26 protein-coding genes, 1 tRNA gene and 1 riboswitch are annotated in these 23,262 nt (G+C 70.3%); of the genes, 16 read left to right on the forward strand and 11 right to left on the reverse strand.

Annotated features, from left to right (window positions below; all coding sequences use genetic code 11):
- Positions 1–3 precede the first annotated feature (3 nt).
- Positions 4–465: a type II toxin-antitoxin system PemK/MazF family toxin gene (locus tag AC07DC_RS11900; RefSeq protein WP_478914246.1), complete on the reverse strand. Its 462-nt coding sequence runs from the start codon at positions 463–465 to the stop codon at positions 4–6.
- A gap of 225 nt (positions 466–690) precedes the next feature.
- On the opposite strand from AC07DC_RS11900, the gene AC07DC_RS11905 reads away from it, so the two are divergent.
- Positions 691–1,443: an MBL fold metallo-hydrolase gene (locus AC07DC_RS11905; protein WP_478914247.1), complete on the forward strand. Its 753-nt coding sequence runs from the start codon at positions 691–693 to the stop codon at positions 1,441–1,443.
- A gap of 132 nt (positions 1,444–1,575) precedes the next feature.
- On the opposite strand, the gene AC07DC_RS11910 is transcribed toward AC07DC_RS11905, so the two are convergent.
- Complete coding sequence (locus AC07DC_RS11910; protein WP_478914248.1) at positions 1,576–2,826, reverse strand: PTS transporter subunit EIIC; 1,251 nt, start codon at positions 2,824–2,826, stop codon at positions 1,576–1,578.
- 218 nt (positions 2,827–3,044) lie between these two features.
- Positions 3,045–4,346, reverse strand: a complete 1,302-nt coding sequence (locus tag AC07DC_RS11915; protein WP_478914249.1) for a PTS transporter subunit EIIC — start codon at positions 4,344–4,346, stop codon at positions 3,045–3,047.
- Positions 4,347–4,597: 251 nt separating this feature from the next.
- Here AC07DC_RS11915 and AC07DC_RS11920 point away from each other — a divergent pair, with 251 nt between their 5' ends.
- The 4 genes from AC07DC_RS11920 (at position 4,598) to rdgB (ending at position 6,820) form a co-directional block, all read left to right on the forward strand.
- Complete coding sequence (locus tag AC07DC_RS11920; RefSeq protein ID WP_478914250.1) at positions 4,598–4,837, forward strand: PTS sugar transporter subunit IIB; 240 nt, start codon at positions 4,598–4,600, stop codon at positions 4,835–4,837.
- A gap of 87 nt (positions 4,838–4,924) precedes the next feature.
- Entirely contained in the window at positions 4,925–5,647 is a 723-nt protein-coding gene (gene rph / locus AC07DC_RS11925) for a ribonuclease PH (protein ID WP_138356608.1), read from the forward strand.
- A gap of 109 nt (positions 5,648–5,756) precedes the next feature.
- A complete protein-coding gene (locus AC07DC_RS11930; RefSeq protein WP_164295463.1) occupies positions 5,757–6,146 on the forward strand; it encodes a hypothetical protein in 390 nt (129 codons plus the stop codon).
- A 71-nt stretch (positions 6,147–6,217) separates the two neighbouring features.
- Entirely contained in the window at positions 6,218–6,820 is a 603-nt protein-coding gene (rdgB, locus tag AC07DC_RS11935) for an RdgB/HAM1 family non-canonical purine NTP pyrophosphatase (protein WP_478914251.1), read from the forward strand.
- A 60-nt stretch (positions 6,821–6,880) separates the two neighbouring features.
- Here rdgB and AC07DC_RS11940 read toward each other — a convergent pair.
- The 4 genes from AC07DC_RS11940 to bcp form a co-directional block, all read right to left on the reverse strand.
- Positions 6,881–6,965 (reverse strand) — tRNA-Leu (locus AC07DC_RS11940).
- Between the two features lie 53 nt (positions 6,966–7,018).
- A complete protein-coding gene (locus tag AC07DC_RS11945) occupies positions 7,019–8,023 on the reverse strand; it encodes an HNH endonuclease signature motif containing protein (RefSeq protein ID WP_478914252.1) in 1,005 nt (334 codons plus the stop codon).
- Positions 8,024–8,311, reverse strand: coding sequence for a hypothetical protein (locus AC07DC_RS11950; RefSeq protein WP_478914253.1), 288 nt, complete (start codon positions 8,309–8,311; stop codon positions 8,024–8,026).
- 210 nt (positions 8,312–8,521) lie between these two features.
- Positions 8,522–8,989, reverse strand: coding sequence for a thioredoxin-dependent thiol peroxidase (bcp, locus tag AC07DC_RS11955; protein ID WP_269269972.1), 468 nt, complete (start codon positions 8,987–8,989; stop codon positions 8,522–8,524).
- A gap of 131 nt (positions 8,990–9,120) precedes the next feature.
- Here bcp and AC07DC_RS11960 point away from each other — a divergent pair, with 131 nt between their 5' ends.
- The 3 genes from AC07DC_RS11960 (at position 9,121) to AC07DC_RS11970 (ending at position 10,206) form a co-directional block, all read left to right on the forward strand.
- Positions 9,121–9,444, forward strand: coding sequence for a DUF3618 domain-containing protein (locus tag AC07DC_RS11960; protein WP_478914254.1), 324 nt, complete (start codon positions 9,121–9,123; stop codon positions 9,442–9,444).
- Between the two features lie 49 nt (positions 9,445–9,493).
- A complete protein-coding gene (locus AC07DC_RS11965) occupies positions 9,494–9,796 on the forward strand; it encodes a GroES family chaperonin (protein WP_250980180.1) in 303 nt (100 codons plus the stop codon).
- Positions 9,796–9,862, forward strand: a riboswitch (guanidine-III (ykkC-III) riboswitch). (Overlaps the previous gene by 1 nt.)
- A 23-nt stretch (positions 9,863–9,885) precedes the next feature.
- A complete protein-coding gene (locus AC07DC_RS11970) occupies positions 9,886–10,206 on the forward strand; it encodes a DMT family transporter (RefSeq protein ID WP_138356615.1) in 321 nt (106 codons plus the stop codon).
- Positions 10,207–10,258: 52 nt separating this feature from the next.
- Here AC07DC_RS11970 and AC07DC_RS11975 read toward each other — a convergent pair whose 3' ends face one another.
- A complete protein-coding gene (locus AC07DC_RS11975; RefSeq protein ID WP_478914255.1) occupies positions 10,259–12,526 on the reverse strand; it encodes a transglycosylase domain-containing protein in 2,268 nt (755 codons plus the stop codon).
- Positions 12,527–12,812: 286 nt separating this feature from the next.
- On the opposite strand from AC07DC_RS11975, the gene AC07DC_RS11980 reads away from it, so the two are divergent.
- The 3 genes from AC07DC_RS11980 to AC07DC_RS11990 all read left to right on the forward strand — a co-directional run bounded on the left by AC07DC_RS11980 (position 12,813) and on the right by AC07DC_RS11990 (position 15,563).
- Positions 12,813–13,613 (forward strand): ABC transporter permease, encoded by an 801-nt coding sequence (locus AC07DC_RS11980; RefSeq protein ID WP_478914617.1) that lies wholly within the window; start codon positions 12,813–12,815, stop codon positions 13,611–13,613.
- Between the two features lie 67 nt (positions 13,614–13,680).
- Complete coding sequence (locus AC07DC_RS11985) at positions 13,681–14,514, forward strand: ABC transporter permease (RefSeq protein WP_478914618.1); 834 nt, start codon at positions 13,681–13,683, stop codon at positions 14,512–14,514.
- Between the two features lie 11 nt (positions 14,515–14,525).
- Complete coding sequence (locus tag AC07DC_RS11990) at positions 14,526–15,563, forward strand: ABC transporter ATP-binding protein (protein ID WP_478914256.1); 1,038 nt, start codon at positions 14,526–14,528, stop codon at positions 15,561–15,563.
- On the opposite strand, the gene AC07DC_RS11995 is transcribed toward AC07DC_RS11990, so the two are convergent.
- Positions 15,552–16,703 carry an aminotransferase class V-fold PLP-dependent enzyme gene (locus AC07DC_RS11995; protein WP_478914257.1) on the reverse strand — a complete coding sequence of 384 codons (1,152 nt, stop codon included), beginning with the start codon at positions 16,701–16,703 and terminating at the stop codon, positions 15,552–15,554. The two genes, AC07DC_RS11990 and AC07DC_RS11995, sit on opposite strands and share 12 nt — an antisense overlap.
- Positions 16,704–16,858: 155 nt before the next feature.
- On the opposite strand from AC07DC_RS11995, the gene AC07DC_RS12000 reads away from it, so the two are divergent.
- From AC07DC_RS12000 to AC07DC_RS12020, 5 genes are all read left to right on the forward strand, one after another.
- Positions 16,859–18,178, forward strand: coding sequence for a DUF445 domain-containing protein (locus AC07DC_RS12000; protein WP_478914258.1), 1,320 nt, complete (start codon positions 16,859–16,861; stop codon positions 18,176–18,178).
- Positions 18,179–18,274: 96 nt separating this feature from the next.
- Positions 18,275–19,093: a class E sortase gene (locus AC07DC_RS12005; RefSeq protein WP_478914259.1), complete on the forward strand. Its 819-nt coding sequence runs from the start codon at positions 18,275–18,277 to the stop codon at positions 19,091–19,093.
- A gap of 115 nt (positions 19,094–19,208) precedes the next feature.
- The gene (locus tag AC07DC_RS12010) at positions 19,209–19,517 is read left to right on the forward strand and encodes a DUF6412 domain-containing protein (protein WP_478914260.1); all 309 of its coding nucleotides are present in this window, start codon (positions 19,209–19,211) and stop codon (positions 19,515–19,517) included.
- 99 nt (positions 19,518–19,616) lie between these two features.
- The gene (locus AC07DC_RS12015) at positions 19,617–20,357 is read left to right on the forward strand and encodes a YidC/Oxa1 family membrane protein insertase (protein WP_478914261.1); all 741 of its coding nucleotides are present in this window, start codon (positions 19,617–19,619) and stop codon (positions 20,355–20,357) included.
- Positions 20,358–20,440: 83 nt separating this feature from the next.
- Complete coding sequence (locus AC07DC_RS12020; RefSeq protein ID WP_478914262.1) at positions 20,441–21,298, forward strand: fumarylacetoacetate hydrolase family protein; 858 nt, start codon at positions 20,441–20,443, stop codon at positions 21,296–21,298.
- Between the two features lie 384 nt (positions 21,299–21,682).
- On the opposite strand, the gene AC07DC_RS12025 is transcribed toward AC07DC_RS12020, so the two are convergent.
- Entirely contained in the window at positions 21,683–22,153 is a 471-nt protein-coding gene (locus tag AC07DC_RS12025) for a heme-degrading domain-containing protein (protein WP_478914263.1), read from the reverse strand.
- Entirely contained in the window at positions 22,150–23,220 is a 1,071-nt protein-coding gene (locus AC07DC_RS12030) for a Gfo/Idh/MocA family oxidoreductase (RefSeq protein ID WP_478914264.1), read from the reverse strand. Before AC07DC_RS12030 ends, AC07DC_RS12025 begins: the two co-directional genes overlap by 4 nt.
- Positions 23,221–23,262 lie beyond the last annotated feature (42 nt).

Genomic DNA, 23,262 nt, shown 5'->3' on the forward strand with positions numbered 1-23,262 from the left:
CGGTCAGCGCACCATCCGCCGCACCTGCTGCCACAGCGAGGTGTCCAGCACACCCGCCCGGCGGCGGAACGCCGCGGAGCGCACCTCCCGCAGCTCGTCGGTCTCCAGATAACTCGTACGGCCCTGCGCGTCGCCCACGGATCCCGGCGGCAGGGCGATCACCCCCGGCAGCTCCTCGTGGTACTTGCTGGTGATCTTCGCGACGCGCACCGTGCCGCCCTTCACGGACAGCACCAGACACGGCCGGTCCTTCGCCCCCGACCCGTCCTCGAACGGCACGTTCGCCCACCAGATCTCGCCCGGCGCCGGCGCCCGCTTCCCGCCACGCCGGGGCCCGGGACGATCCGCCGCGCGCGGCGGCCGCCGCGGACCACCCGGCCGCCGCCCCGCCGACCGCGTCCACGCCGCCACAACAACCAGTACGACCAGGGCCGCGGCCGCCACCAACCACCAGGTCATGTCCATATGGGCTCCCCCAGTCGAAAATCTGTCGAAGAAGATCCTCAATCGGAACCGACCGTACCGGCCGCCCCTCGTACTGGTGATTCCGCCCACAACGGAGCACTGAGGAGGCGCGTCGGCCCGCCCCGCGCCTTACGCTCGTCAACATATGGCGGACCGCACCCGCCTAACCCCCCACTCCAACCGGTATGGGGGCGATCTGTGGCGCGCCCACGGAGGTTTCACGGCATGAAGCTCACCGTCGTCGGCTGCTCGGGGTCGTTCCCGTCCGCGGAATCGGCCTGCTCGAGCTACCTCGTCGAGGCCGACGGCTTCCGGCTGCTGCTCGACATGGGCAACGGGGCCCTGGGCGAACTGCAGCGCCACTGCGGCCTCTACGACCTGGACGCCGTCCTGCTCAGCCATCTGCACGCCGATCACTGCATCGACATGTGCGGCTACTTCGTGGCTCGTTACTACCGGCACGACGGCGGCCCCGCCGACGCCATCCCCGTCTACGGACCCGAAGGCACCGAGCGCCGGCTGTCCACCGCCTACGGCGACATGCCCGACGAGAAGTGCATGAGCGAGGTCTTCGACTTCCGCACCCTGGAGCCCGGCAGCTTCGCGCTCGGCCCCTTCACCGTCACCACCGACCGGGTCAGCCACCCCGTCGAGGCGTTCGGCTTCCGCATCGAACACGACGGCAGGACCCTGACGTACTCCGGCGACACCGGCCCCTGCGACGCACTGCTCGGCCTCGCCGACGGCACCGACCTCTTCCTCTGCGAAGCCTCCTTCACCCACGGCAAGGAAGACATCCCCGAGCTGCACCTCAACGGCCGCCAGGCCGGCGAGCACGCCGACCGGGCCGGCGCCGGGCGCCTCGTCCTCACCCACATCCCGCCGTGGACCGACCCCGCCCGCAACCTCTCCGACGCCCGCGCGGTCTACGACGGCCCGGTGGAACTCGCCACCTCGGGCGCGGTGTACGAGATCTGAGCCCGCCGGCACCGATCTGCTGCGCGAGCCCCCCGGTGGATCCGAACAGCGCGATGCCCCCGGAACCGTACGGTTCCGGGGGCATCGCGCTGTTCTCAAGGAGCGGTTCTCAGCGAGCGGGGTTCACCTGGCTCACGCCTTGGTGAGGTCCTCGATCTCCTCCTCGGGCTCGCGGCCCGGGGTGGTGAGGTTGAACTTGGTGATCGCGAAGCGGAAGACCACGTAGTAGATCACCGCGAAGCAGAGCCCGATCGGGATGATCAGCCACGGCTTGGTGGAGAGGTTCCAGTTCAGCGCGTAGTCGATGAAGCCGGCCGAGAAGGTGAAGCCGGCGTGCACGCCCAGCGCCCAGGTGACGGCCATCGAGACGGCGGTCAGCACCGCGTGGATCGCGTAGAGCACCGGGGCGATGAACATGAACGAGAACTCGATCGGCTCGGTGATGCCGGTGACGAACGAGGTCAGCGCGAGCGAGATCATCATGCCCATGACGGCCTTGCGGCGCTCGGGGCGGGCACAGTGCGCGATGGCGATGGCGGCGGCCGGGAGGCCGAACATCATGATCGGGAAGAAGCCCGACATGAACTGTCCGGCGGTGGGGTCACCGGCGAAGAAGCGGGTCAGGTCGCCGTGCACGACCTCACCGGCGGAGTTCTTGAAGTCACCGAGCTGGAACCAGGAGACCGAGTTCACGAACTGGTGCATGCCCACCGGGATCAGCGCGCGGTTGATGAGGCCGAACAGGCCGGCACCCACGGCGCCCAGGCCGGTCATCCACTCACCGAAGTTGCTGATGACCTTGCCGACCGGCTCCCAGCCGAGGCCGAATATGACACCGACGAGCGTGCCGACGAAGGCCATGATGATCGGGACCAGGCGGCGGCCGTTGAAGAAGCCGAGCCAGTCGACCAGCTGCTTGCGGTGGTAGCGCTGCCACAGGACCGCGGCGAGCAGACCCATGATGATGCCGCCGAGGACGCCGGGGTTGTTGTAGACCGCCGGGTCGTCCTTGCCCGCCTTGATGACGGCCTCGGTGACCGGGAACGCCTTCAGGACGTTGCTGTAGACCAGGAAGCCGACCAGCGCGGCGAGCGCGGTCGAGCCGTCGGCCTTCTTGGCGAAGCCGATCGCCACACCGATACAGAACAGCATCGGCAGGTTGTCGAAGACCGCGCCGCCGGCGGTCGCGAAGACCGCCGCGACCTTGTGCCAGCCGAGGCCCTTGTCACCGAAGACATCGTCCTGGCCGAGGCGGAGCAGGATGCCCGCGGCCGGCAGAACGGCGATCGGCAGCTGGAGGCTGCGACCGACCTTCTGCAGGCCGGAAAAGAGACCGGAGCCCCGCTTCTTCGCGGGGGCCGCCGTAGCGGTGGCCGTACTCATCAGATTCCTCCTGGTGAGGCGGGCACTTCAAGGGGGACGGCCCGCCGCTATGGTCTATACCACTCAGTGGTGTAGACCAGTTTTAACACGTCGGGGCGAGATAAGGAATCCCTGGTTCCGGTGGTCTGAACCACATGCCGAACGGCCCCCGAGTCCAAGGACTCGGGGGCCGTTCGGGGTGGGCCTTTATGCCCGTATTTCTCCGGGCGGCTGCCGCGCTACTTGATGTTCTCCTCCACCAACTGCTCCTCCACTTCCTCCGGCTCGCGGCCGGGCGTCGCGAGGTTGAATCTGGTGATCACGAAACGGAAGAGGGCGTAGTACACGACCGCGAAACAGAGCCCGATCGGAATGATCATCCAGGGCTTGGTGGCCAGCCCCCAGTTGATGACGTAGTCGATCAGACCCGCCGAGAAGCTGAAGCCGTCATGCACACCCAGGCCCCAGGTGACGGCCAGCGAGAGACCGGTCAGCAGCGCATGGATGGCGTACAGCACCGGGGCGATGAAGAGGAACGAGTACTCGATCGGCTCGGTGATACCGGTGACCAGCGACGTCAGGCCGACCGACACCATCATGCCGGTGATCTCCTTGCGGCGGTGCGGCTTGGCGCAGTGCGCCATCGCCAGCGCGGCGGCCGGCAGGGCGAACATCATGATCGGGAAGAAACCCGAGGTGAACTGGCCGGCCGTCGGGTCACCCGCCAGGAAGCGGGGGATGTCACCGTGCACGACCACACCGTCCGGCTTGGTGAAGTTGCCGAACTGGAAGAACACGAACACGTTCAGGAACTGGTGCAGGCCGATGACGAGCAGCGCGCGGTTCGCGACACCGAAGATGCCGGAACCACCGGAGCCCAGGTCCACCAGCCACTGGCTGAAGCTGGTGAGCGCGTCGCCGATCGGCGGCCAGATCCACAGGCAGATCACCGCGAAGACGATCGCCACGAACGACATGATGATCGGCACCAGCCGGCGGCCGTTGAAGAAGCCGAGCCAGTCCACCAGCTTGGTCCGGTGATAGCGCTGCCAGAACCAGGCCGTCGACAGGCCGATCACGATGCCGCCGAAGACGCCCGGGTTCTGGAAGGCGGCCGCGGTGACCGTCGTGCCCTCCAGACAGACCCCGGTGGTGAACGCGGCGTTGCCGGCACAGCCCACCGGGAACTGGCGCAGGACGTTGTAGTAGACGAGGAAGCCCACGACCGCCGCCAGCGCGGTCGAGCCGTCCGCCTTCTTGGCCATGCCGATCGCCACACCCACGGCGAACAGCATCGGCAGGCCCAGCGAGCCGTCCAGCAGCGCGCCGCCGGCGCCGTTGAAGACCTTGGCGACCTTGTCCCAGCCCAGCCCGTCCGCACCGAAGACATCCGGCTGACCGAGCCGGTTCAGGATGCCCGCTGCGGGAAGCACCGCGATCGGCAACTGCAGGCTGCGGCCCATCTTCTGCAGCCCCTGGAAGAGGACGCCGGTCCACTTCTTCTGAGGTTGCTGCCCGACGGCGGCGTTCTCCGAACTCATCGGTGGCCTCCTGGTGGCTGCCGGTCGGGCGGCTGTCGTGTCGCCTCTGGTTTGTCGCCTCTGTTTTGTCGCCTGGCCAAAAGTGGTGTAGACCATTTACGACGTGGGTGGCACTACGCCCCCGAGGGCACGGCACCAGTGATCGTTATCATTCGTCACAAACCGGAACCCTGCCCGCGAAGATGGGCCAAACGTGCGTTACCGTTTGAAACCGGGCCGGGCCGCCGGGCCGAGACACTCAGGAGTGAGCAATGGCCACCAAGGCTGAGCAGATCGTCGCCGGACTCGGCGGACTCGACAACATCGAAGAGGTCGAGGGCTGCATCACCCGCCTCCGCACCGAGGTGAAGGACCCCGGCCTCGTCGACGAGGCCGCCCTCAAGAAGGCCGGCGCCCACGGCGTCGTCAAGATGGGCGCCGCGATCCAGGTCGTCATCGGCACTGACGCCGACCCCATCGCCGCCGACATCGAAGACATGATGGACAACTGAGCTCACCCCTCAGCACACCCACCACACCAGCAGGGGCCCGTTCCGACACCGGAACGGGCCCCCGCCGTTTGCCGTTAGGGTCGAACCATGTCTCGATTCGATGGCCGCACCCCCGAACAGCTCCGCCCCGTCACCATCCAACGCGGATGGAGCAAGCACGCCGAGGGCTCGGTCCTCGTCTCCTTCGGCGACACCAAAGTCCTCTGCACCGCCAGCGCCACCCAAGGCGTACCCCGCTGGCGCAAGGGCAGCGGCGAAGGCTGGGTCACCGCCGAATACTCCATGCTCCCGCGCGCCACCAACACCCGCGGCGACCGCGAATCCGTCCGCGGCAAGATCGGCGGCCGCACCCACGAGATCTCCCGCCTCATCGGCCGCTCGCTGCGCGCCGTCATCGACTACAAGGCCCTCGGTGAGAACACCATCGTCCTCGACTGCGACGTCCTCCAGGCCGACGGCGGCACCCGCACCGCCGCCATCACCGGCGCCTACGTCGCCCTCGCCGACGCCGTCACCTGGATGCAGCAGAAGAAGCTCATCCGCGCCACCGCCAAACCCCTCACCGGCACCGTCGCCGCCGTCAGCGTCGGCATCGTCGACGGCGTACCCCTCCTCGACCTCGCCTACGAGGAAGACGTCAAGGCCGAAACCGACATGAACGTCGTCTGCACCGGCGACGGCCGCTTCATCGAAGTCCAGGGCACCGCGGAAGGCGCCCCCTTCGACCGCACCGAACTCAACGCCCTCCTCGACCTCGCCGTCGGCGGCTGCGCGGAACTGACGGCGGCCCAACTCGCCGTACTCGGCTAGCACCAGGCCGGAACCTGTCACTTTCGCGCAACCAGGCAACTGAGGCGACGCGCGGCGCGTGTCTACCGATACAGGTCTCACACGGAGATCCACCGGGAGGAAACCACCCATGGCCACGCGCCGCCGCATCACCGTCGCCGCCCTCGCCGCGGCCGCCGCCCTGACGCTCCCGGCCGCCGCCGGCTGCAGCGCCATCGACAAAGCACTCGACTGCGCCCACGTGGCCGCCGCGGTCGCCGGTGACGTCCAGAACCTGCAGAACGCCGTCAGCAACGCCGGCAACAGCCCGCAGGACGCCGTCAACGCCCTCGACCAGATCTCCCGCGACCTCAAGGACGTCGGCAACAAGACCGGCAACGCCGACGTCAGCAAAGCCGTCAACGACCTCAACACCGCGGTCAAGAACGCCCGCACAGCCGCCAACAACGGCACCACCCCGGACGTGACGCCGGTCGCGGACGCGGCCGGCGAACTCACCAAGGTCTGCACTCCCGGCTGACAGCCGGGGCGGCACCGGGGGGGTCCGAGCCGGACGCCCGGCCACGCGCCCGGCCACGGGATAATCGAGCCATGCAGCGCCTCGTCCTCGCGACCCGAAACGCCCACAAAGTCACCGAACTCCGCGCCATCCTCGCCGACACAGGTCTCGCCGTGGACCTCGTCGGCGCGGACGCCTACCCCGAAATCCCCGACGTCAAGGAAACCGGCGTCACCTTCGCCGAGAACGCCCTCCTCAAAGCCCACGCCCTGGCCCAGGCCACCGGCCTGCCCGCCGTCGCCGACGACTCCGGCCTCTGCGTCGACGTCCTCGGCGGCGCCCCCGGCATCTTCTCCGCCCGCTGGGCCGGCACGCACGGCGACGACGCCGCCAACCTCGCCCTCCTGCTCGCCCAGCTCTCCGACATCGACGACGCCCACCGCACCGCCCACTTCGCCTGCGCGGCAGCGCTGGCGCTCCCCGACGGCACCGAACGCGTCGTGGAAGGCCGCCTCCCCGGCACCCTCCGCCACACCCCTGCGGGCACCGGCGGCTTCGGCTACGACCCGATCCTCCAGCCGTTGGGCGACACCCGCACCTGCGCGGAACTGACTCCGTCGGAGAAGAACGCAATCAGCCACCGGGGGGAGGCTTTCCGGGCGCTGGCGCCGTTGGTGGCCGAGCTTCTGGGCTGATGAATCGACGAAGGCCCGATCCGAGCACTGTTCGGATCGGGCCTTCGAATCAAAGCTAAGTGCGGCCGGTGGGATTCGAACCCACACGAGGTATGACCTCACTGGGACCTAAACCCAGCATGACTGCCAGTTCCATCACGGCCGCATGTTTTGGTCATGCTACCGGCTGCTCCTGCTGGGTTCACGTGCTTTCAGGCCCTAGCCGGCCCTGTGTTTGCCCCCGCGGCACCAGGTGTCGGTGATCGCGTGGCAATTGGGGCAGAGGTAGCGGAGGTTCTCCGGGCGGTTGTCGAGCCAGTCGCCGTTGATGTGGTCGATCTGCAGGGTGACGGGCTTGCCCAGCCACTCACCCTCGTTGCCGCAGGAGACGCAGCGGTACGGAACCCCGATCTCACCGAGCGCCCGATGGAGCCGCGGACGGTTCACGCGCGGTGACCCCTCGGGGCGCGTTCGAAGCACCTCGGCGGCCACGGGCTTCGGTTCGGCCACCCGCACCGTGCCCCAGGTCCTGCGCTTGAAGTGGCCTGTATCCAGGCCGAGTTTGGTGACCAATCGCCGCACTCTGCGGTGGTTCGTGTCGCTCACGGGTACCCCCACCGACCGCATGACATCGGCGAAGCTGGTGGCGCTGGCCACCGCCTCTCGCACGTGGCTTTCGGGGAGGGCGAGCCGCCCGTTGCGGAAGTGGGCGATATCGATGCCCAGCTCTCCGAGCATGCGCCGGAGCATCGCTCGTGAGCCGCTGTCGTCGGGGATACCGAGGTACCGGGCCACACCGCGGATGCTGGTCGTCGAAGCGGCCGCGGTCCTGAACTCCTCGTCGGTGAACGGCAGATCCCGTTGCGGACGGTTCAGGGCGGGGAAGTGATCGGTATTGATCCCTGCCGCGGCGATCCGGCGGCGGATATGGGAAAGCGTCCCCGTGGCCGGTGGTGCACCTAATTTCTGGACGACCTCGCGCAACGTGTTCGACGAGGCGACGGCTTCAGCGATGGCCTCATCGGGGTACTTCCGCCAGGGGCTGCGCTGCTTGAAGTGGCTGGTGTCGATCTCGAGTTCGGCTGCCGCCTTCTGCACCGACCTGCGGCGCCCCCCGGTGATCTCAAAGCCGAGCCGCCGCATCATGTCGCTCCAGGACACCGCGTGCGCTGCTGCCTCGGTGAGACGCTCGACTTCGTACGGGCTGTCTGCGGAGGCCGCCATCTAGACCACCTCCCCGTGCGGGCGGCCGGGGCGTACAGCGACGGACGAATCGCGCCTTCCGTCACCCAACGGAGGGCGCAGGACCGGGCCGCCCGCTCCGACCGCCGTGCGTCCCCGGCGCACCTGCGTGGAGCGGAATGCGTCGAGGCCCAACGCAGTGATGCGACGGCCGATGTGAGCCTGGTTGCCGCCGACCGGATTGATTCCGAGGCGGCGGACGGCCTCGTCGAGGTTGGTCGTTTTGCGGGCGGCCTCGGCGAGGAGTTCGCGGGTGTATCTGACGGGCATGGGGATCCCCCTTCGGATCCGGGGTGGGAGGGGGATTCCGTGCAGCCGCGACCGGGGAATCCCTCGCTCACCGGTGGTGGCTGCAGAGCCCTGGGTGCGGCCGCGTGTTGCAGCCTCGTACGTACTAACGAGGCAGGCGGGTGACGGTTGCGCCGTTCGGGGAAATGGAAAGGCCCCCACCTGGTGGGGGCCTTTCCGGGGAGGGCGGGGTCAGACCTTGAGGTCCTTGATGAGCTTGGCGACGTGGCCGGTGGCCTTGACGTTGTAGAAGGCGTGTTCGACCTTGCCGTCGGCGCCGACGATCACGGTGGAGCGGATGACGCCCGTGACGGTCTTGCCGTAGAGCTTCTTCTCGCCGAAGGCGGCGTATGCCTCCAGGACCTTCTTGTCGGGATCGCCCACCAGGGTGACCTTCAGGGATTCCTTTTCGCGGAACTTCGCGAGCTTCTCCGGCTTGTCGGGGGAGACGCCGATGACGTCGTAGCCGGCCGCGGCGAGCAGGTCGAGGTTGTCGGTGAAGTCGCAGGCTTGCTTGGTGCAGCCGGGGGTGAGGGCGGCCGGGTAGAAGTAGACGATGACTTTGCGGCCCGCGTGGTCGGCGAGGGAGACGGGCTTGCCGTCGGCGTCCGGGAGGGTGAAGGCGGGGGCGGTGTCGCCCGGCTGGAGGCGTTCGGTCATGGGTGGTGGCTCCTTACGCGGTACACGCGGGGTACTCCCGGGTACGCAAACGGGGTGCCGACGGGGCGCGGTCCGCGTCGGGCTGACAGACTGTCCGTCACGGTACCGGTCTAGGCGTTGGAGGCAGTGCGGTGTCGGAAGGCAGGACTCCCGCCCAGATTGAGGCGGAGATCTCCCGTAGGCGGCAGGATCTGGCCGCGACGCTGGACGAGATCGCGGTGCGGGTTCACCCGAGCACGGTCGCGCGCGACATGAAGGCGAAGGCCTTCTCCGCGGTGGATCGCACGGTGGGCCAGGCCTATGTGGCGGCGAATCGCGCGGTGAGTGACGCGCGGGGGCACTTCGTGACCGAGGACGGTGTGCTGCGGGTGGACCGGGTGGTGCCGGTGGCGGTGGCCGCGGTGGCGCTGGTCGCTGTGGTGGCCGGGCTCTCGGTCCGTCGTCGTCGCCGGTAACGTCGTCGCCGTGAGTTCCAAGAATGAGCACGACAAGCTGCCCATCCGGATGCTGCATGACCGGGTGCTGGTCAGGGCCGAAGGTTCCGAGGGGGAGCGCCGCTCGGGTGGCGGCATCCTCATTCCCGCGACGGCCGCGGTGGGCCGGCGGCTGGCGTGGGCCGCGGTGGTCGCGGTGGGCCAGAACGTGCGGACCGTGGAGGTCGGGGACCGGGTGCTGTACGACCCGGAGGACCGGGCCGAGGTCGAGGTGCGGGGTGTCGCGTACGTGCTGATGCGCGAGCGGGATCTGCACGCGGTCGCGTCGGAGCGGCTGCAGGGGTCGGAGGACTCCACGGGCCTTTACTTGTAGTTTGCTATGGTCGGATGGAGCCCGACGAGACGCGCCGTACCGGGACCCATGCAAAGACGACGCACCCCCTGGAAGCAAGAGGTGCCGTCGTGGCATGGGTCCTTTTGTGCGTCGCGGGTCTGGTCGAGGTCGCCTGGTCGATCGGTATGAAGTACACCGAGGGGTTCACCCGGCTGTGGCCGAGCGTGTTCACGGGTGCGGGGATCGTGGTGAGCATGGTGCTGCTGGCGCAGGCCGCGAAGACGCTGCCGATCGGTACGGCGTACGGCGTGTGGGTGGGTATCGGTGCGGCCGGTGCGGCGGTCCTGGGCATGGTGGTGCTGGGTGAGCCGGCGACCGCCGCCCGGATCTTCTTCATCTGTCTGCTGCTGGTGGCCGTCGTGGGCCTGAAGGCCACCTCGGGCCACTAGGGGGCCGCCGGATCGGGCCCTGGAGGCCGCCGGACCTGAGCTCCAGCATGGCCTAGCCCCCGTCGGGGCCGCCGTTCCCGCCGCCGTTCCCGCCGCCTCCGACCGCTCCGCCGCTGGGGAGCAGCGTCGGGGGCCCGGTGGTCTCGGTCGGGGTTTCGGTGGGGGTTTCCGTCGGTGTCTCGGTCGGGGTCTCCGACGGAGTCCGGGACGGCGTCTGCGAGGGGGTCTGGGACGGTGTCTGGGGCGGGGTCGTGGACGGTGTCGGCGACGTGGACGGTGTGGTCGGGGCCTCGGTCGGGGCGGTGGCGCCGTCCTGCAGTTCGAGGTCGAAGTCGATGTCCTCGGTGCCGCTGAGGGCGGCCGCGGTGTAGGAGGCCCAGACTTCGCCGGGCGCGCCGCCGCCGTTGACCCGGGGTACTCCGAGTGCGCCGTTGAGGGACTTGTGCTCTCCGGTGTCGGGGTCCTGGCCCATCACGGCGACGACGGTGACGAGGTTGGGGGTGTAGCCGGCGAACCAGGCGGCCTTGTCCTCGTCGATGGTGCCGGTCTTGGCGGCGGAGGTCCGGCCGGACTCCTGGGCGACGGAGGCGGTGCCGCCGTCGACGACGCTCTGCAGGATGGAGGTGGTGGTGTCGGCCGCCTCGCGGGGAACGGCCTGCCTGCTGTCGCGCCGGGGGAGGCCGAGGTCGCCGCCGTCCTTGGTGATCTTCTCGACGAGGGTGTAGGGGATGTACTTGCCGTGGTTGGCGAGGGTCGCGTAGCCCTGGGCCATGGCGAGGGGGCTGGCTTCCATGGTGCCGAGTGCCATGGAGGGGAAGGTCTGGAGCGATTTGGTGTCGGGGAGACCCAGCGCGTGCACGGTGTTGACGACGTTGCTGGGCCCGACGTCCTGGGCCATCTGTGCGTAGACCGCGTTGACCGAGTTGTCCATGGCCTTGGTGACGGTGATGTCGCCGTAGTCCCGCTGGTCCTCGTTGGGTGGCGCGTAGCCGACGGGGCCGTTGGGGCCGATCACCGGGCGGCGGTTGTCGCCGTCGTAGATGGTGCGCGGGGTGATCGGGCGGCCGTCCTGCGTCTGGGAGTTGTTCTGGACGGCGGAGGCGAAGATGAAGGGCTTGAACGTCGAGCCGACCGCGTAGTCGGTCCGGGTGGCGTTGTTGACGTACTGCTTGGTGTAGTCGATGCCGCCGTACATGGCGACGACCTTGCCGGTGGCGGGGTCGATGGAGGCGCCGCCGGCGCGGACATAGCTGTCGGCCTTGGTGGTGCCGAGCTGGTCGTAGACCTTCTTCTTGGTGGCGGCGACGAAGGCGTCCTCCTTGTCCTTCTGGATCGTGGTGACGATCCGGTAGCCGCCGGCGCGCAGGGTTTCCGCGTCGATGATGTTGTTGTCGGCGAGGTAGTCGTTGACGGCCTCGATGAGGTAGCCGCGCTGGCCGGTCTTGCTGGCGGCGGGCTTGGGTTTGCCGGGGGTGGGGAATTTGATGACGGCGCGTTCCGCGGGGTTGAGCCAGCCTTCTTTGACCATGCCGTCGAGGACGTAGTTCCAGCGGGCCTGGGCCTTGGGGAGGTTCTGCGGGTGGGCGATGACGTCGTACTCGCTGGGGGCGTTGAGGAGGGTGGCGAGGTAGGCGCCTTCTGCGGTGGTGAGTTTGTCGGCGTCCTTGCTGAAGTAGGCCTGGGCGGCGGCCTGGATGCCGTAGGAGTTCCGGCCGAAGTAGCTGGTGTTCAGGTACCCCTCGAGGATTTCGTCCTTGGTCTCGTTGCGGTCGAGTTTGATCGCGATGAAGAATTCCTTGACCTTGCGGAGTGCGGTCTGCTCCTGGTTGAGGTAGTAGTTCTTCACGTACTGCTGGGTGATCGTGGAGCCGGACTGCTTGCCCTTGCCGGTGACGGTGTTCCAGGCGGCGCGGATCATGGCTTTCGGGCTGACCGCGGACTCGTGGTAAAAGCCGCGGTCTTCGGCGGAGAGCGCCGCGTACTGGGCGGTTTTGGCGATCTGTGCGAGGGTGACGTTCTCGCGGTTGATCTCGCCGTCGCGGGCCAGTTCGGTCTTTCCGTCGGCGTAGAAGTAGACATTGCTCTGTGCGGTGGCCGCGGCGTTGGGGTTCGGGATCGGCACGAGGGCGTAGCCGATGAAGAACCCGCCGATGAGGACGAGCAGGACGATGATGACCGTGCTGGTCACCACGCGCCAGGTCGGGATGAGCCGGCCGAGGCCGGTGCGCTTGGGCCGTCCTCTGCGGTTGAGGACCGGCGGTCGGGGCTCCCAGCCTGGCGAAGCGTTACTGCTTTTCTGCTGCTCCGGCTCGTCGCTCATGTCTGTCAGGACTCCTCCGCCGCCGCCGGGGTTGGTCCGCGACGGAACATCTTGGGTCAATCGTTACGTACGCCCCGTTGAACACTGTCGCATCATCCGTGCTTGTGCGATCAATGGCGCGCACCCGTGACAGGGCTGTGACAGGCCGAATGGCCGATCCGGCGCACTCGAACGGGTGGAAAACCATTGGCAGGTCCTCCCGATGGGCGATTAAGCTCGGTCGCTTTGGCGCGAGCGGAGGGTGCGGGACCGGGCCCTGACCGAGGGGACGTGGGGTGTGGGGGGCATCCGGCTGTACGCGGCGGTCGCGCTGAGCGGGTTCCGGCGGTTCGCGACGTACCGGGTGGCCACGGTCGCCGGCGTTTTCACCAATACGGTGTTCGGTTTCATCCTCGCCTACACGTATATCGCCCTGTGGGACGCACGTCCGGGGCTGGGCGGCTACGACCAGTCGCAGGCGTTGACGTATGTGTGGGTCGGCCAGGCGCTGCTGATGACCACGGCGATGATGGGTGGCGGTTTCCAGGACGAGTTGATCGAGCGGATCCGTACCGGGGATGTGGCGATCGACCTGTACCGGCCCGCCGATCTGCAGTTGTGGTGGCTCGCCACCGATCTGGGCCGGGCGGGGTTCCATCTGCTGGGCCGGGGTGTCGTCCCGCTGCTGATCGGCTCGCTCGCCTTCGACCTGACGTTGCCGATGAGCCCGCTGACGTGGCTGTTGTCCGTGCTGTCGGTGGCGCTGGGGGTCGTGGTCAGTTTCGCGCTGCGCTATCTCGTCGTCCTCAGCGCGTTCTGGCTGCTCGACGGCGCCGGGGTGAGCCAGATCGCCGGGCTGGCCAGCATGTTCTTCTCGGGCGCGCTGTTGCCGTTGACGCTGTTCCCGGGCTGGCTGGGGGAGTTGGCGCGGGCCCTGCCGTGGGCGGCGCTGCAGCAGATCCCGGCGGATGTCTTCCTGGGCCGGCACACCGGCAGCGGCCTGCTGGGGGTGCTCGCCTTCCAGGCCGGCTGGGCGCTGGCGCTGCTGGCGGCCGGGCGGGCGCTGCAGTCGGTGGCGACCAGGAAGGTGGTGGTGCAGGGTGGTTGAGGGCGGAGCGGTCGAGCGCGTGGTGGCCGACGGCGGGGCGGTCGGGAGCGTCGCGGCCGACAGCGGGGTGGCCGACGGCGGGGCGGCCGGACGCAGGGTGGTCGACGGGCTGCGGGCGTACGGGCTGATCGTCGCGATGTGGGTGCGGTCGACGATGGCGTACCGGGCGTCGTTCCTGATGACCGCGTTCGGGAACTTCGCGACGACCGGCCTCGACTTCGCCACCATCCTGCTGATGTTCTCCCACGTCACGACGTTGGGCGGGTTCACGCTGCCGGAGGTCGCGTTCCTGTACGGGACGACCAGTACCGCCTTCGGGCTGGCCGACCTGACGATGGGCAGCATGGACCGGCTCGGGCGCCGGGTACGGGACGGCACGCTGGACACGCTGCTGCTGCGCCCGGTGCCGGTGCTCGCGCAGGTGGCCGCCGACCGGTTCGCGCTGCGGCGGCTGGGGCGTATCACCCAGGGCCTGCTGGTGCTGGGCTGGTCGCTGAGCCGGCTCGACATCGACTGGACCGTGGTGAAGGTGCTGATGATGCCGATGATGCTGCTCAGCGGAGGCGCGATCTTCGGGGCGGTGTTCGTGGCCGGGGCGGCCTTCCAGTTCTGGGCGGGCGACGCCTCCGAGGTGCAGAACTCCTTCACGTACGGGGGGAACACGCTGCTGCAGTACCCGCCGTCGATCTTCGCCAAGGATCTGGTGCGCGGCGTCACGTTCGTCGTGCCGCTGGCCTTCGTCAACTGGCTGCCCGCGCTGCGCATCCTGGGCCGGGACGATCCGCTGGCGCTGCCGGGGTGGCTGGACTTCGCGTCGCCGCTGGTGGCGGTGGCGTGCTGCGCGGTGGCCGGGCTGGCGTGGCGGACGGGCCTGCGGTCGTACCGGAGCACGGGAAGCTGAGGGGGCGGAAAGTGGGGACAGTGGACGGCAACGACGCGCACATCGAACTCGACGCGGTGGAGAAGGTCTTCGACGTGCGCCGCAAGGCCGGGCGGTGGCGCCGCGAGCGGCACCAGGTGCGGGCGGTCGACGGGATCTCGTTCTCGGTGCCGCGCGGCGAGATGGTCGGTTACATCGGGCCGAACGGGGCCGGGAAGTCCACCACGATCAAGATGCTGACCGGGATCCTGATGCCCAGCGGGGGGCGGGTGCGGGTCGCGGGGATCGACCCGTCGCGGGACCGGACGAAGCTGGCGCGGCGGATCGGGGTGGTCTTCGGGCAGCGCACAACCCTGTGGTGGGACCTGCCGCTGAAGGACTCCTACCAGCTGGTGCGGCGCCTGTACCGGATCGAGGACGGGCGGTACGCGAAGAACCTCGCGCGCTGCGTCGACCTCCTCGACCTCGGTCCGCTGCTGGACGTGCCGGTACGGCAGCTGTCGCTGGGGCAGCGGATGCGCGGCGACATCGCGGCGGCGCTGCTGCACGATCCGGAGGTGCTGTACCTGGACGAGCCGACCATCGGGCTGGACGTGGTCAGCAAGGCGAAGGTGCGGGAGTTCCTGCGGACGGTCAATGTCGAGCAGGGCACGACGGTGCTGCTGACCACGCACGATCTGACCGACATCGAGCAGCTCTGCGAGCGGGTGATGGTCATCGACCACGGGCGGTTGATGTACGACGGCGGGCTGAGCGGGCTGCACGCGGTGGGGGAGAGCGAGCGCACGCTCGTCGTCGACTTCGAACGGGAGCTGCCGGCGGTGGTGGTGGCGGGCGCCCGGTGCGTGAAGGTCGAGGGGCCGCGGCAGTGGCTGGCGTTCCCCGCGGCGGCCAGCGCGGCGCCGCTGGTCGCCGAGGTGGCGGCGCGCTATCCGCTGGTGGACCTGTCGGTGCGGGAGCCGGCGATCGAGGACGTCATCTCGCGGATGTACTCGTCCGCGCCGGAGTCGGCGGCGGTGCCGGCGGTGGTCCCGGCGGCGGTCCCGGTTGCGGAACGTTCAGCGCAGTGAGCTGAGGGCCGCGTGGACGCGGTCGACGGCGGCCAGCGGGGTCGAGGCGTGCGCCGACAGGCGCAGGGAGTCCGCGCGGACCGTCGGGGTGACCTCGTACCCGTGCAGCGCCTTGGCGACGAGCCTCGGGTCGGTGCCCGGGAGGCGGAAGGAGACGATGCCGGCACGCTGCTCGGGGGCGACCGGGGAGAGCACCTCGCCGCCGCAGACGAGAACGGTGTCGATGAGTTGCGCCACCCGGGTGGTGATGTGGTCCTCGATGGCCGGCACGCCGACCCGTTCGACCAGTTCCAGGGCGGCGGCGAAGGCGGCCGCGGTGACGGGGCTCAGGTTGGTGACGCTCCAGCGCTGGGCGCCCGCCGCGGCCGGATGCTCGCGTCCGTCGTAGAGCCCCGGGTCCTCGACGCCGGTCCAGCCGGTGAGGGTGGGCTCCAGCCGCTCCAGCGCCCGGTCGGACAGGGCGGCGAAGCCGGTGCCCCAGCCGGCCCGCAGCCATTTCTGGCCGCCGGTGACGACCACGTCCGCGACCTGCCAGGGCAGGTCGGCGACGCCGAAGCCCTGGATGGCGTCCACGACGAGCAGCCGGTCGCCGATCACCTCGCGGATCGCGGCCAGGTCGGCGCGGTGGCCGGTACGGAAGTCCACGGCGCTCAGCGCCACGGCCACCACGTCATCACCCCCGGGTCCACCCGCGCCGGCCAGGGCGTCGCGGACGGTGTCGGGGGTGATCAGACCCCGCTGGTCGGGCTCCATCCAGCGCGGTACGGCCCTGCCGAGTTCCGCGGTGCGCCGCCACGGGTACTGGTTGGAGGGGAACTCCCCGGACGGAACGAGAACGGTGCCCCCGGTGAGGCCGAAGGCGGCGTGGAACAGGCCGGTGGACGTGTTCGGCAGCAGCACGATGTGGCCGGGGTCGGTGCCGGCCAGCCGGGCGGCGGCCTCCCGCGCCCGGGGCTCGGCGCGCATCAGGTCGTCTACCGTGCTGTGGGTGGCGCGGGCGGAGTCGGCCATGGCCTGCGCGGTGGCCTCCAGTACGTCCCGCGACGGCGGTCCGTAGCGGGCGAAGTCCAGGTAACCCTCGGGCTCCTCGAAGTGCCCGGCGTAGCCGGGCAGCCCTCCGGTCCTGTCCTGCGCTGTCATGGCGGCTCGCTCCTTCGGTGCGGGGTCCCCGGGCGGCGTCCGCGGCCGTCCGCCGTTCCTGGCGTGACTTTCCGGGACGCGGGGAACCTGTTGTTCGTTCCCAGGTTGGCAGTGGCGGTGACAATACGCGGGTGGAGCGGATGGAAGCGGCGGTTATGAGCGGTCCAGGCGGCGGTCCCGACGACGATCCACGGGGCGGTCCGGGTACGGCGCTGAGCGCGGCGGAGGCCGCCGACGAGGGGAGGCGCCGCGGGGTCCGCCGGATGAAGGTGATCGCGACCGGCCTGCTGCTCGCCGCGACGGTCGTCTACGCCCTGGCGAAGTGGGCGGACTCCGCCGGCGCCGGTCCCTGGGCCGGGTACGTCGCGGCCGCCGCGGAGGCGGGCATGGTCGGCGCGATGGCGGACTGGTTCGCCGTCACGGCGCTGTTCCGCCGCCCGCTGGGACTGCCGATCCCGCACACCGCGATCATTCCGACGAAGAAGGACGCCCTCGGGCACAGCCTGGGCGACTTCGTCGGTGAGAACTTCCTGTCGGCGGATGTCGTCAGGACCCGGCTGCGGGCCGTCGGCATCGGCTCGCGGCTCGGCACCTGGCTCGCCGACCCGGACCACGCCGACAAGGTGACGGAGCAGGCCGCGGCGGCGCTGCGCGGAGTGCTGAAGGTGCTGCGGGACTCCGACGTCCAGGCGGTGGTCGGCGAGGCGATCACCCGGCGCGCGGAGGGCCAGGAGGTGGCGCCGGGCGTCGGCAGGATGCTGGAGCGGGTCGTCGCGGACGGCGGCCACCGGCGGGTGGTCGACCTGGTCTGCGTGCGGGCGCACGACTGGCTGGTGGAGCACGGCGACTCGGTGATGGACGCGGTGCAGGGCGGCGCGCCGGGGTGGACGCCCCGGTTCGTGGACCGCAAGGTCGGCGAGCGGGTCTACAAGGAGCTGGTGCGTTTCACCGCCGAGATGCGCGACATGCCGGACCACCCGGCGCGCGGGGCGGTGGACCGGTTCCTCGGGGACTTCGCCGTCGAGCTGCAGTCCGACCCCGACACCCGCGAGCGCGTCGAGCGGCTGAAGAAGGACCTGCTGGCGCGCGGTGAGGTGCAGGACCTGATCGAGTCGGCCTGGACGGCGGTGCGCGGCATGGTCGTGGCCGCCGCCGAGGACGAGCGCAGCGAGCTGCGGCTGCGGACCCGCGCGTCGCTGCTGTCGCTGGGCGCCAGGATGTCCACCGACGCCGGCCTGCAGGCGAAGGTGGACGGCTGGCTGGAGGACGCCGCCACGTATGTGGTGACCACCTACCGGGACGAGATCACCTCCCTCATCACCGAGACGGTGGCGGGCTGGGACGCCGACCAGACGTCCCGCAAGATCGAGGCGCATGTGGGCCGTGACCTGCAGTTCATCCGGATCAACGGCACGGTGGTCGGAGCGCTGGCGGGGCTCGCCATCTATGCGGCGTCCCGGCTCTTCACGGGCTAGGCCTCCTCTGCCGGACAAGCCCTGCGCCGATGGCCCGCGGACCGAGGTGTCCCCGGGCCTGTCGGACGGGCCGGGAACGGCCGTATCGTCGGCGGTATGACGGTGCGTCAGAAATCAAGGCCGGTCCGAGTGGTCGTCCAGGGGCGGGGGCGGCAGCTGCGGCGCGGCGGCGCGCGGCGGACCCCGCTGGGGCGGGCGCTGTGGGGCGGTGCCGAACTCGCCGTGACGTTCGGGGTCGTCGTGCTGCTGCTGGTGGCGCACCAGTTGTGGTGGACCAATCTGCGGGCGCACGAGTCCGCGCGGCGCGAGGTCGCCGCGCTGGAACAGCAGTGGGACGCGACCTCCGCGCAGACTCCGGTGGTGGCTCCGACGCAAACTCCCGGCGATACGCCGACGATAGATACATCCGATGACACGGCGCCCTCTGGGCCCTCCCCCCAGCAGGCGACGGCACCGGAACGGGCCGATCTGGCCTACGCCGTGATCCGGATCCCCGCGATCGGCGTGACCGCCCCGATCGCCCAGGGCATCAGCAAGACCGCCATCCTCAACCACGGCTACGTCGGCCACTACCCGCAGACCGCCCAGCCCGGCCAGACCGGGAACTTCGCCGTCGCCGGGCACCGCAACACCCACGGGGAACCGTTCCGCTACATCAACCGGCTGCGGCCCGGCGACACGGTCACCGTCGAGACGGCCACCGGACGCTTCGTCTACGTCGTGGAGAGGACGGTGCCGCAGACGAACCCCTCCGACGGATCCGTGATCGGCCCAATCCCGTTCAGCACCGTGCACCCGGCCGCCCGGATGACCGGCGCCGGCGCGTACATCACGCTCACGACCTGCACGCCCGAATACACCTCCAAGTACCGGCTGGTGGTGTGGGGAGAGCTGAAGTCGGCCCAGCCGCGCTAGGCCGGCGGGCCGGCCGCGGTGGGAAGAAGCGCTCCCCGGGACCGCCGCCGGTTCCCGAGCGCTGGGTCTACTATCGGTAATTCGGTCATCCGGACCACTTGAGGGAGGCGAGCACGTGCGACGCGACGCCGCCGCGTTCCGCCTCTTCGTGGGCGCGCTCTTCCTCGCCCTGTCCGGAGTGCTGCTGACCCAGACCGGTCTGGTGTCCAGCGCCACCGCCGCCGCGACCACGGTCGCCGCCGCGCTGCTGTGCCGTGCCTTCGTCGTCACCGCCGCCTGGGCCGGACCCGTGGTGCCCGGCCGGATCCGGACCGTGATCCGGGACCGGGAGCGCCGTACGGCCTTCCTGGCGCAGTGCGATCCCGATGCCTCGGGGCGTCCACGCGCCCGAGCGCCCGGCCGTCTCGTCCCGACGGCCGCGTAGGCGCTCCCACACCGGTACCCACCGGTTTCCCGCTGTGCCCGCGCGGCTCGTCACGCCGACTTCTTCCGGCTCGACGAGACCCCGCGGAGGGCTCACCCCATGTCTGTGTTCGCCCATTTCGTCATGTCCATCGCCTCGCTGCTCAGCCCGCTCCTGGGCGCGATGGCGACCGCGGCCGCCATCGTCGCGATCACCGTCGCCGTACGCCTCGCCCTGCATCCCCTGGCCCGCGCCGCGGTACGCGGTGAGAAGGTGCGGGCCGCCCTCGCGCCGCGGGTGGCCGAGCTGAACCGCAAGCACAAGAAGGACCCGGAGCGGCTCCGGAAGGCACTCGCCGACCTCTACGCGAAGGAGGGCGCCTCGCCCTTCGGCGGGTTCGTCCCGATGCTCGTCCAGATGCCGGTCTTCTTCATCATGTACCGGGTCTTCTCCTCCTCGGGCGGCGAGCTCCTCGACCACACCCTCTTCGGCGCCCCGCTCGGCGGCCGGTGGACGGACGCGCTCGCCGACGGCGGGCCGGCCGGCCCGCACGGGGCTGTCTTCCTCGGGCTCTTCGCGGTGATCGCGGCTGTCGCGGGCTGGACGTATCTGCGGGCGCGGAAGGCAGCGGCGGAGGGCGCGTCGCCGACGTCTGCCGCGGCACCCGGTGCCGCTCCCGGTGCCGCCGCGATGGCGAAGATCCTTCCGTTGTTCTCCTTCGGCACGCTGGTGACCGCCGCCTTCGTTCCGCTGGCGGCCGGGCTGTATCTGGCCACCACCACCGCCTGGAGCGCCGCGGAGCGCGCCTGGCTGCAGCGTGCCCCACATGTGGCACTGAATGCCGCGAAGTCCACTTCGTGAACGGGGGCTTGCGTGACGGCCGTAAGTGATTGGAGGATCTGCCAAGACATCCGATGACCACCCTCGCCCACAGGAGTACGTCTGTGAAACTGCTGCGTGTCGGACCTGCCGGAACGGAAGCTCCGGCCCTGCTGGACGGCGACGGAATCCTGCGCGACCTGTCCGGCGTCGTTCCCGACATCGACGGCGCCCTCCTCGCCGACGATGCCGCGCTCGCACGGATAGCCGCGGCCGCGGCGGACGGATCCCTGCCCCGGCTGGACGGCGCCGCACTGCGCGTCGGGCCGCCGCTCGCCCGGATCGGCAAGATCGTCTGCATCGGCCTCAACTACCACGACCACGCCGCGGAGACCGGTGCGCCGATTCCGGCAGAGCCGATCGTCTTCATGAAGGCGCCGGACACGGTCGTCGGGCCCGACGACACCGTTCTGGTGCCGCGCGGCAGCGTCAAGACGGACTGGGAGGTCGAGCTCGCGATCGTCATCGGGCGCGAGCTGCGGTACGCGGCGTCCGAGGAGGAGGCGCTGGCCGCGGTCGCGGGTTACGCGCTCTCCCACGACGTCTCGGAGCGCGAGTTCCAGATCGAGCGCGGCGGGCAGTGGGACAAGGGCAAGAACTGCGAGACGTTCAACCCGATCGGACCGTGGTTCGTCACCGCCGACGAGATCCCGGACCCGCAGGCCCTGGGGCTGCGGCTGTGGGTCAACGGCGAGCCGAAGCAGGTCGGCTCCACCGCGGACCAGATCTTCCCGGTGGCGGAGGTGGTCCGGTACCTGAGCCAGTTCATGGCGCTGTATCCGGGGGACGTGATCAATACGGGGACGCCGGCGGGGGTGGCGATGGGCCAGCCGGATCCCAAGCCGTATTTGAGGGCGGGGGATGTGGTCGAGCTGGAGATCGACGGGCTCGGTCGGCAGCGGCAGGTCCTGGCGGACGCGTAGCCCCTGCCGGGGCGGGGGTACGTGGGCGCCCGCCCCGCCGTTGCGCCTGCGGCGGGCCGCGCCGCCTCCGGCGGGGGTGCGGTGACGTCGACGCCCGCCCCGCCGTTGCGCCTAGGGGCGGGCTTTTCCCCACCCACCCGCCCCTACCCGTCACGGATGCACGTGCGTCGGCACCCGCGGACGGAGGGGGGAGGGGACGGGGTACGGGATGCACGTGTGTCGGCGCCAGCACCAGCGGAGGGGCTGTGACGTGAGGGGGACGGGTCCGCAGGGGTGGGGTTTCGAAATGCTGCCGAGCTATTTGTGGGCCGCCAGGCCCGTAAATAGTCGATTTCGAAGCCCCGCCCCGGAGGGCCCGGCCCCCGACCCACCGCAGACCGCCCGTTACCCGCGCACCATGCGCGACAACGCCTCCACCACGAGCGCGTGATCCTCCGACTGCGGCAACCCCGAGACCGCCACCGTGCCGACGATTCCGACCCCCGCCACGCGGAGCGGCACCGCTCCGCCGTGGGCGGCGTAGCGGTCGGGGTCGAGGCGGGAGGACTCCTCGAAGGTGGTGCCCTTGGCGCGGAAGCGCGCGCCGACGAGGTACGAGGACGCGCCGTAGCGTTCCGCGACGCGGGACTTGCGGGCGAGCCAGGCGTCGTTGTCCGGGGAGGTGCCGTCCAGCGCGTAGTGGAAGAGTTGCTGGCTGCCGCGGCGGATGTCGATCGTGACGGGCGCCCGGCGTTCGCGGGCCAGGTCGACGAGGAGCGAGCCGAGCCGCCAGGCGTCGTCGTTGGTGAAGCCGGGGAGGACGAGGTCGCGTTCCTGCGCTTCGAGCTCGGCGACGAGGTCGGTGGGGGTGGTCATGCGCGGGCCTCCAGTTCCAGGGTGCGGCCCTCGCGGGCCGAGAGCCGGGCCGCTTCGAGGACTTCGAGGGCGGCGGCGGCCTCCAGAGCGGTGACCGGCGGGGCCGAACCGTCGCGGAGGGCGGCGGCGACCGCCGCGTAGTAGGCGGGGTAGTCGCCCGGCAGGGTCGGGACGGGGCGTACGGAGTCGCCGGCGCCGAGGGTGCCCCAGGCGGACTCCGGCTCGACGCCCCAACCGGCGGGGCCGGGGCGCAGGCCGTCGCGGAGGGCGGCTTCCTGCGGGTCGAGACCGTACTTGACGTAGCCGGCAGCGCTGCCCAGCGCGCGGAAGCGGGGGCCGAGCTGCGCGGTGGTGGCGCCGGCCCACAGATGGGAGCGGACGCCGCCGGCGTGGGTGATCGCGATGAAGGTGTCGTCGTCGACCTCGGCGCCGGGGCGGCGCACGTCGGACTCGGCGTAGACGCGGACCGCCGGGCCGAAGAGCGTCAGGGCCTGGTCGACGAGGTGGCTGCCGAGGTCGTAGAGGAGCCCGCCGATCTCGGCCGGGTCGCCGGACTCACGCCAGCCGCCTTTGGGCTGCGGCCGCCACCGCTCGAAGCGGGACTCGAAGCGCTGCACGGTGCCGAGTTCGCCGCTGTCCAGGAGGTGGCGCAGGGTGCGGAAGTCGTTGTCCCAGCGGCGGTTCTGGAAGACGGAGAGCAGCAGGCCGCGGTCCTTGGCGAGGGCGGCCAGCTCGTAGGCCTCGGCGGCGGTGCCGGCGAGCGGCTTGTCGACGACGACGGGCACGCCGGCCTTGAGGGCGGCGGTCGCGAGCGGCACGTGGGTGCGGTTGGGGGAGGCGAGCACCACGAGGTCTACGGGGTCGCCGGTCCACAGCTCGTCGGGGGAGGAGGCGAACCGGAGCTCGGGGAACTCGGCGCGGGCCTGCTCGCGGCGCTCGGGGTTCGACGTGACGACCGTGTCGAGGACCAGGCCGTCGGTGGCGGCGATGAGCGGGGCGTGGAAGACGGAGCCGGCCAGGCCGTAGCCGACCAGTCCGACGCGGAGGGGGGTGGCGGGACTACTCATGCCCTCCACTTTCGCAACAGTGTTGCCAAAGTGCAAGCACTG

This window comes from Streptomyces sp. NPDC045021 (assembly GCF_056432645.1).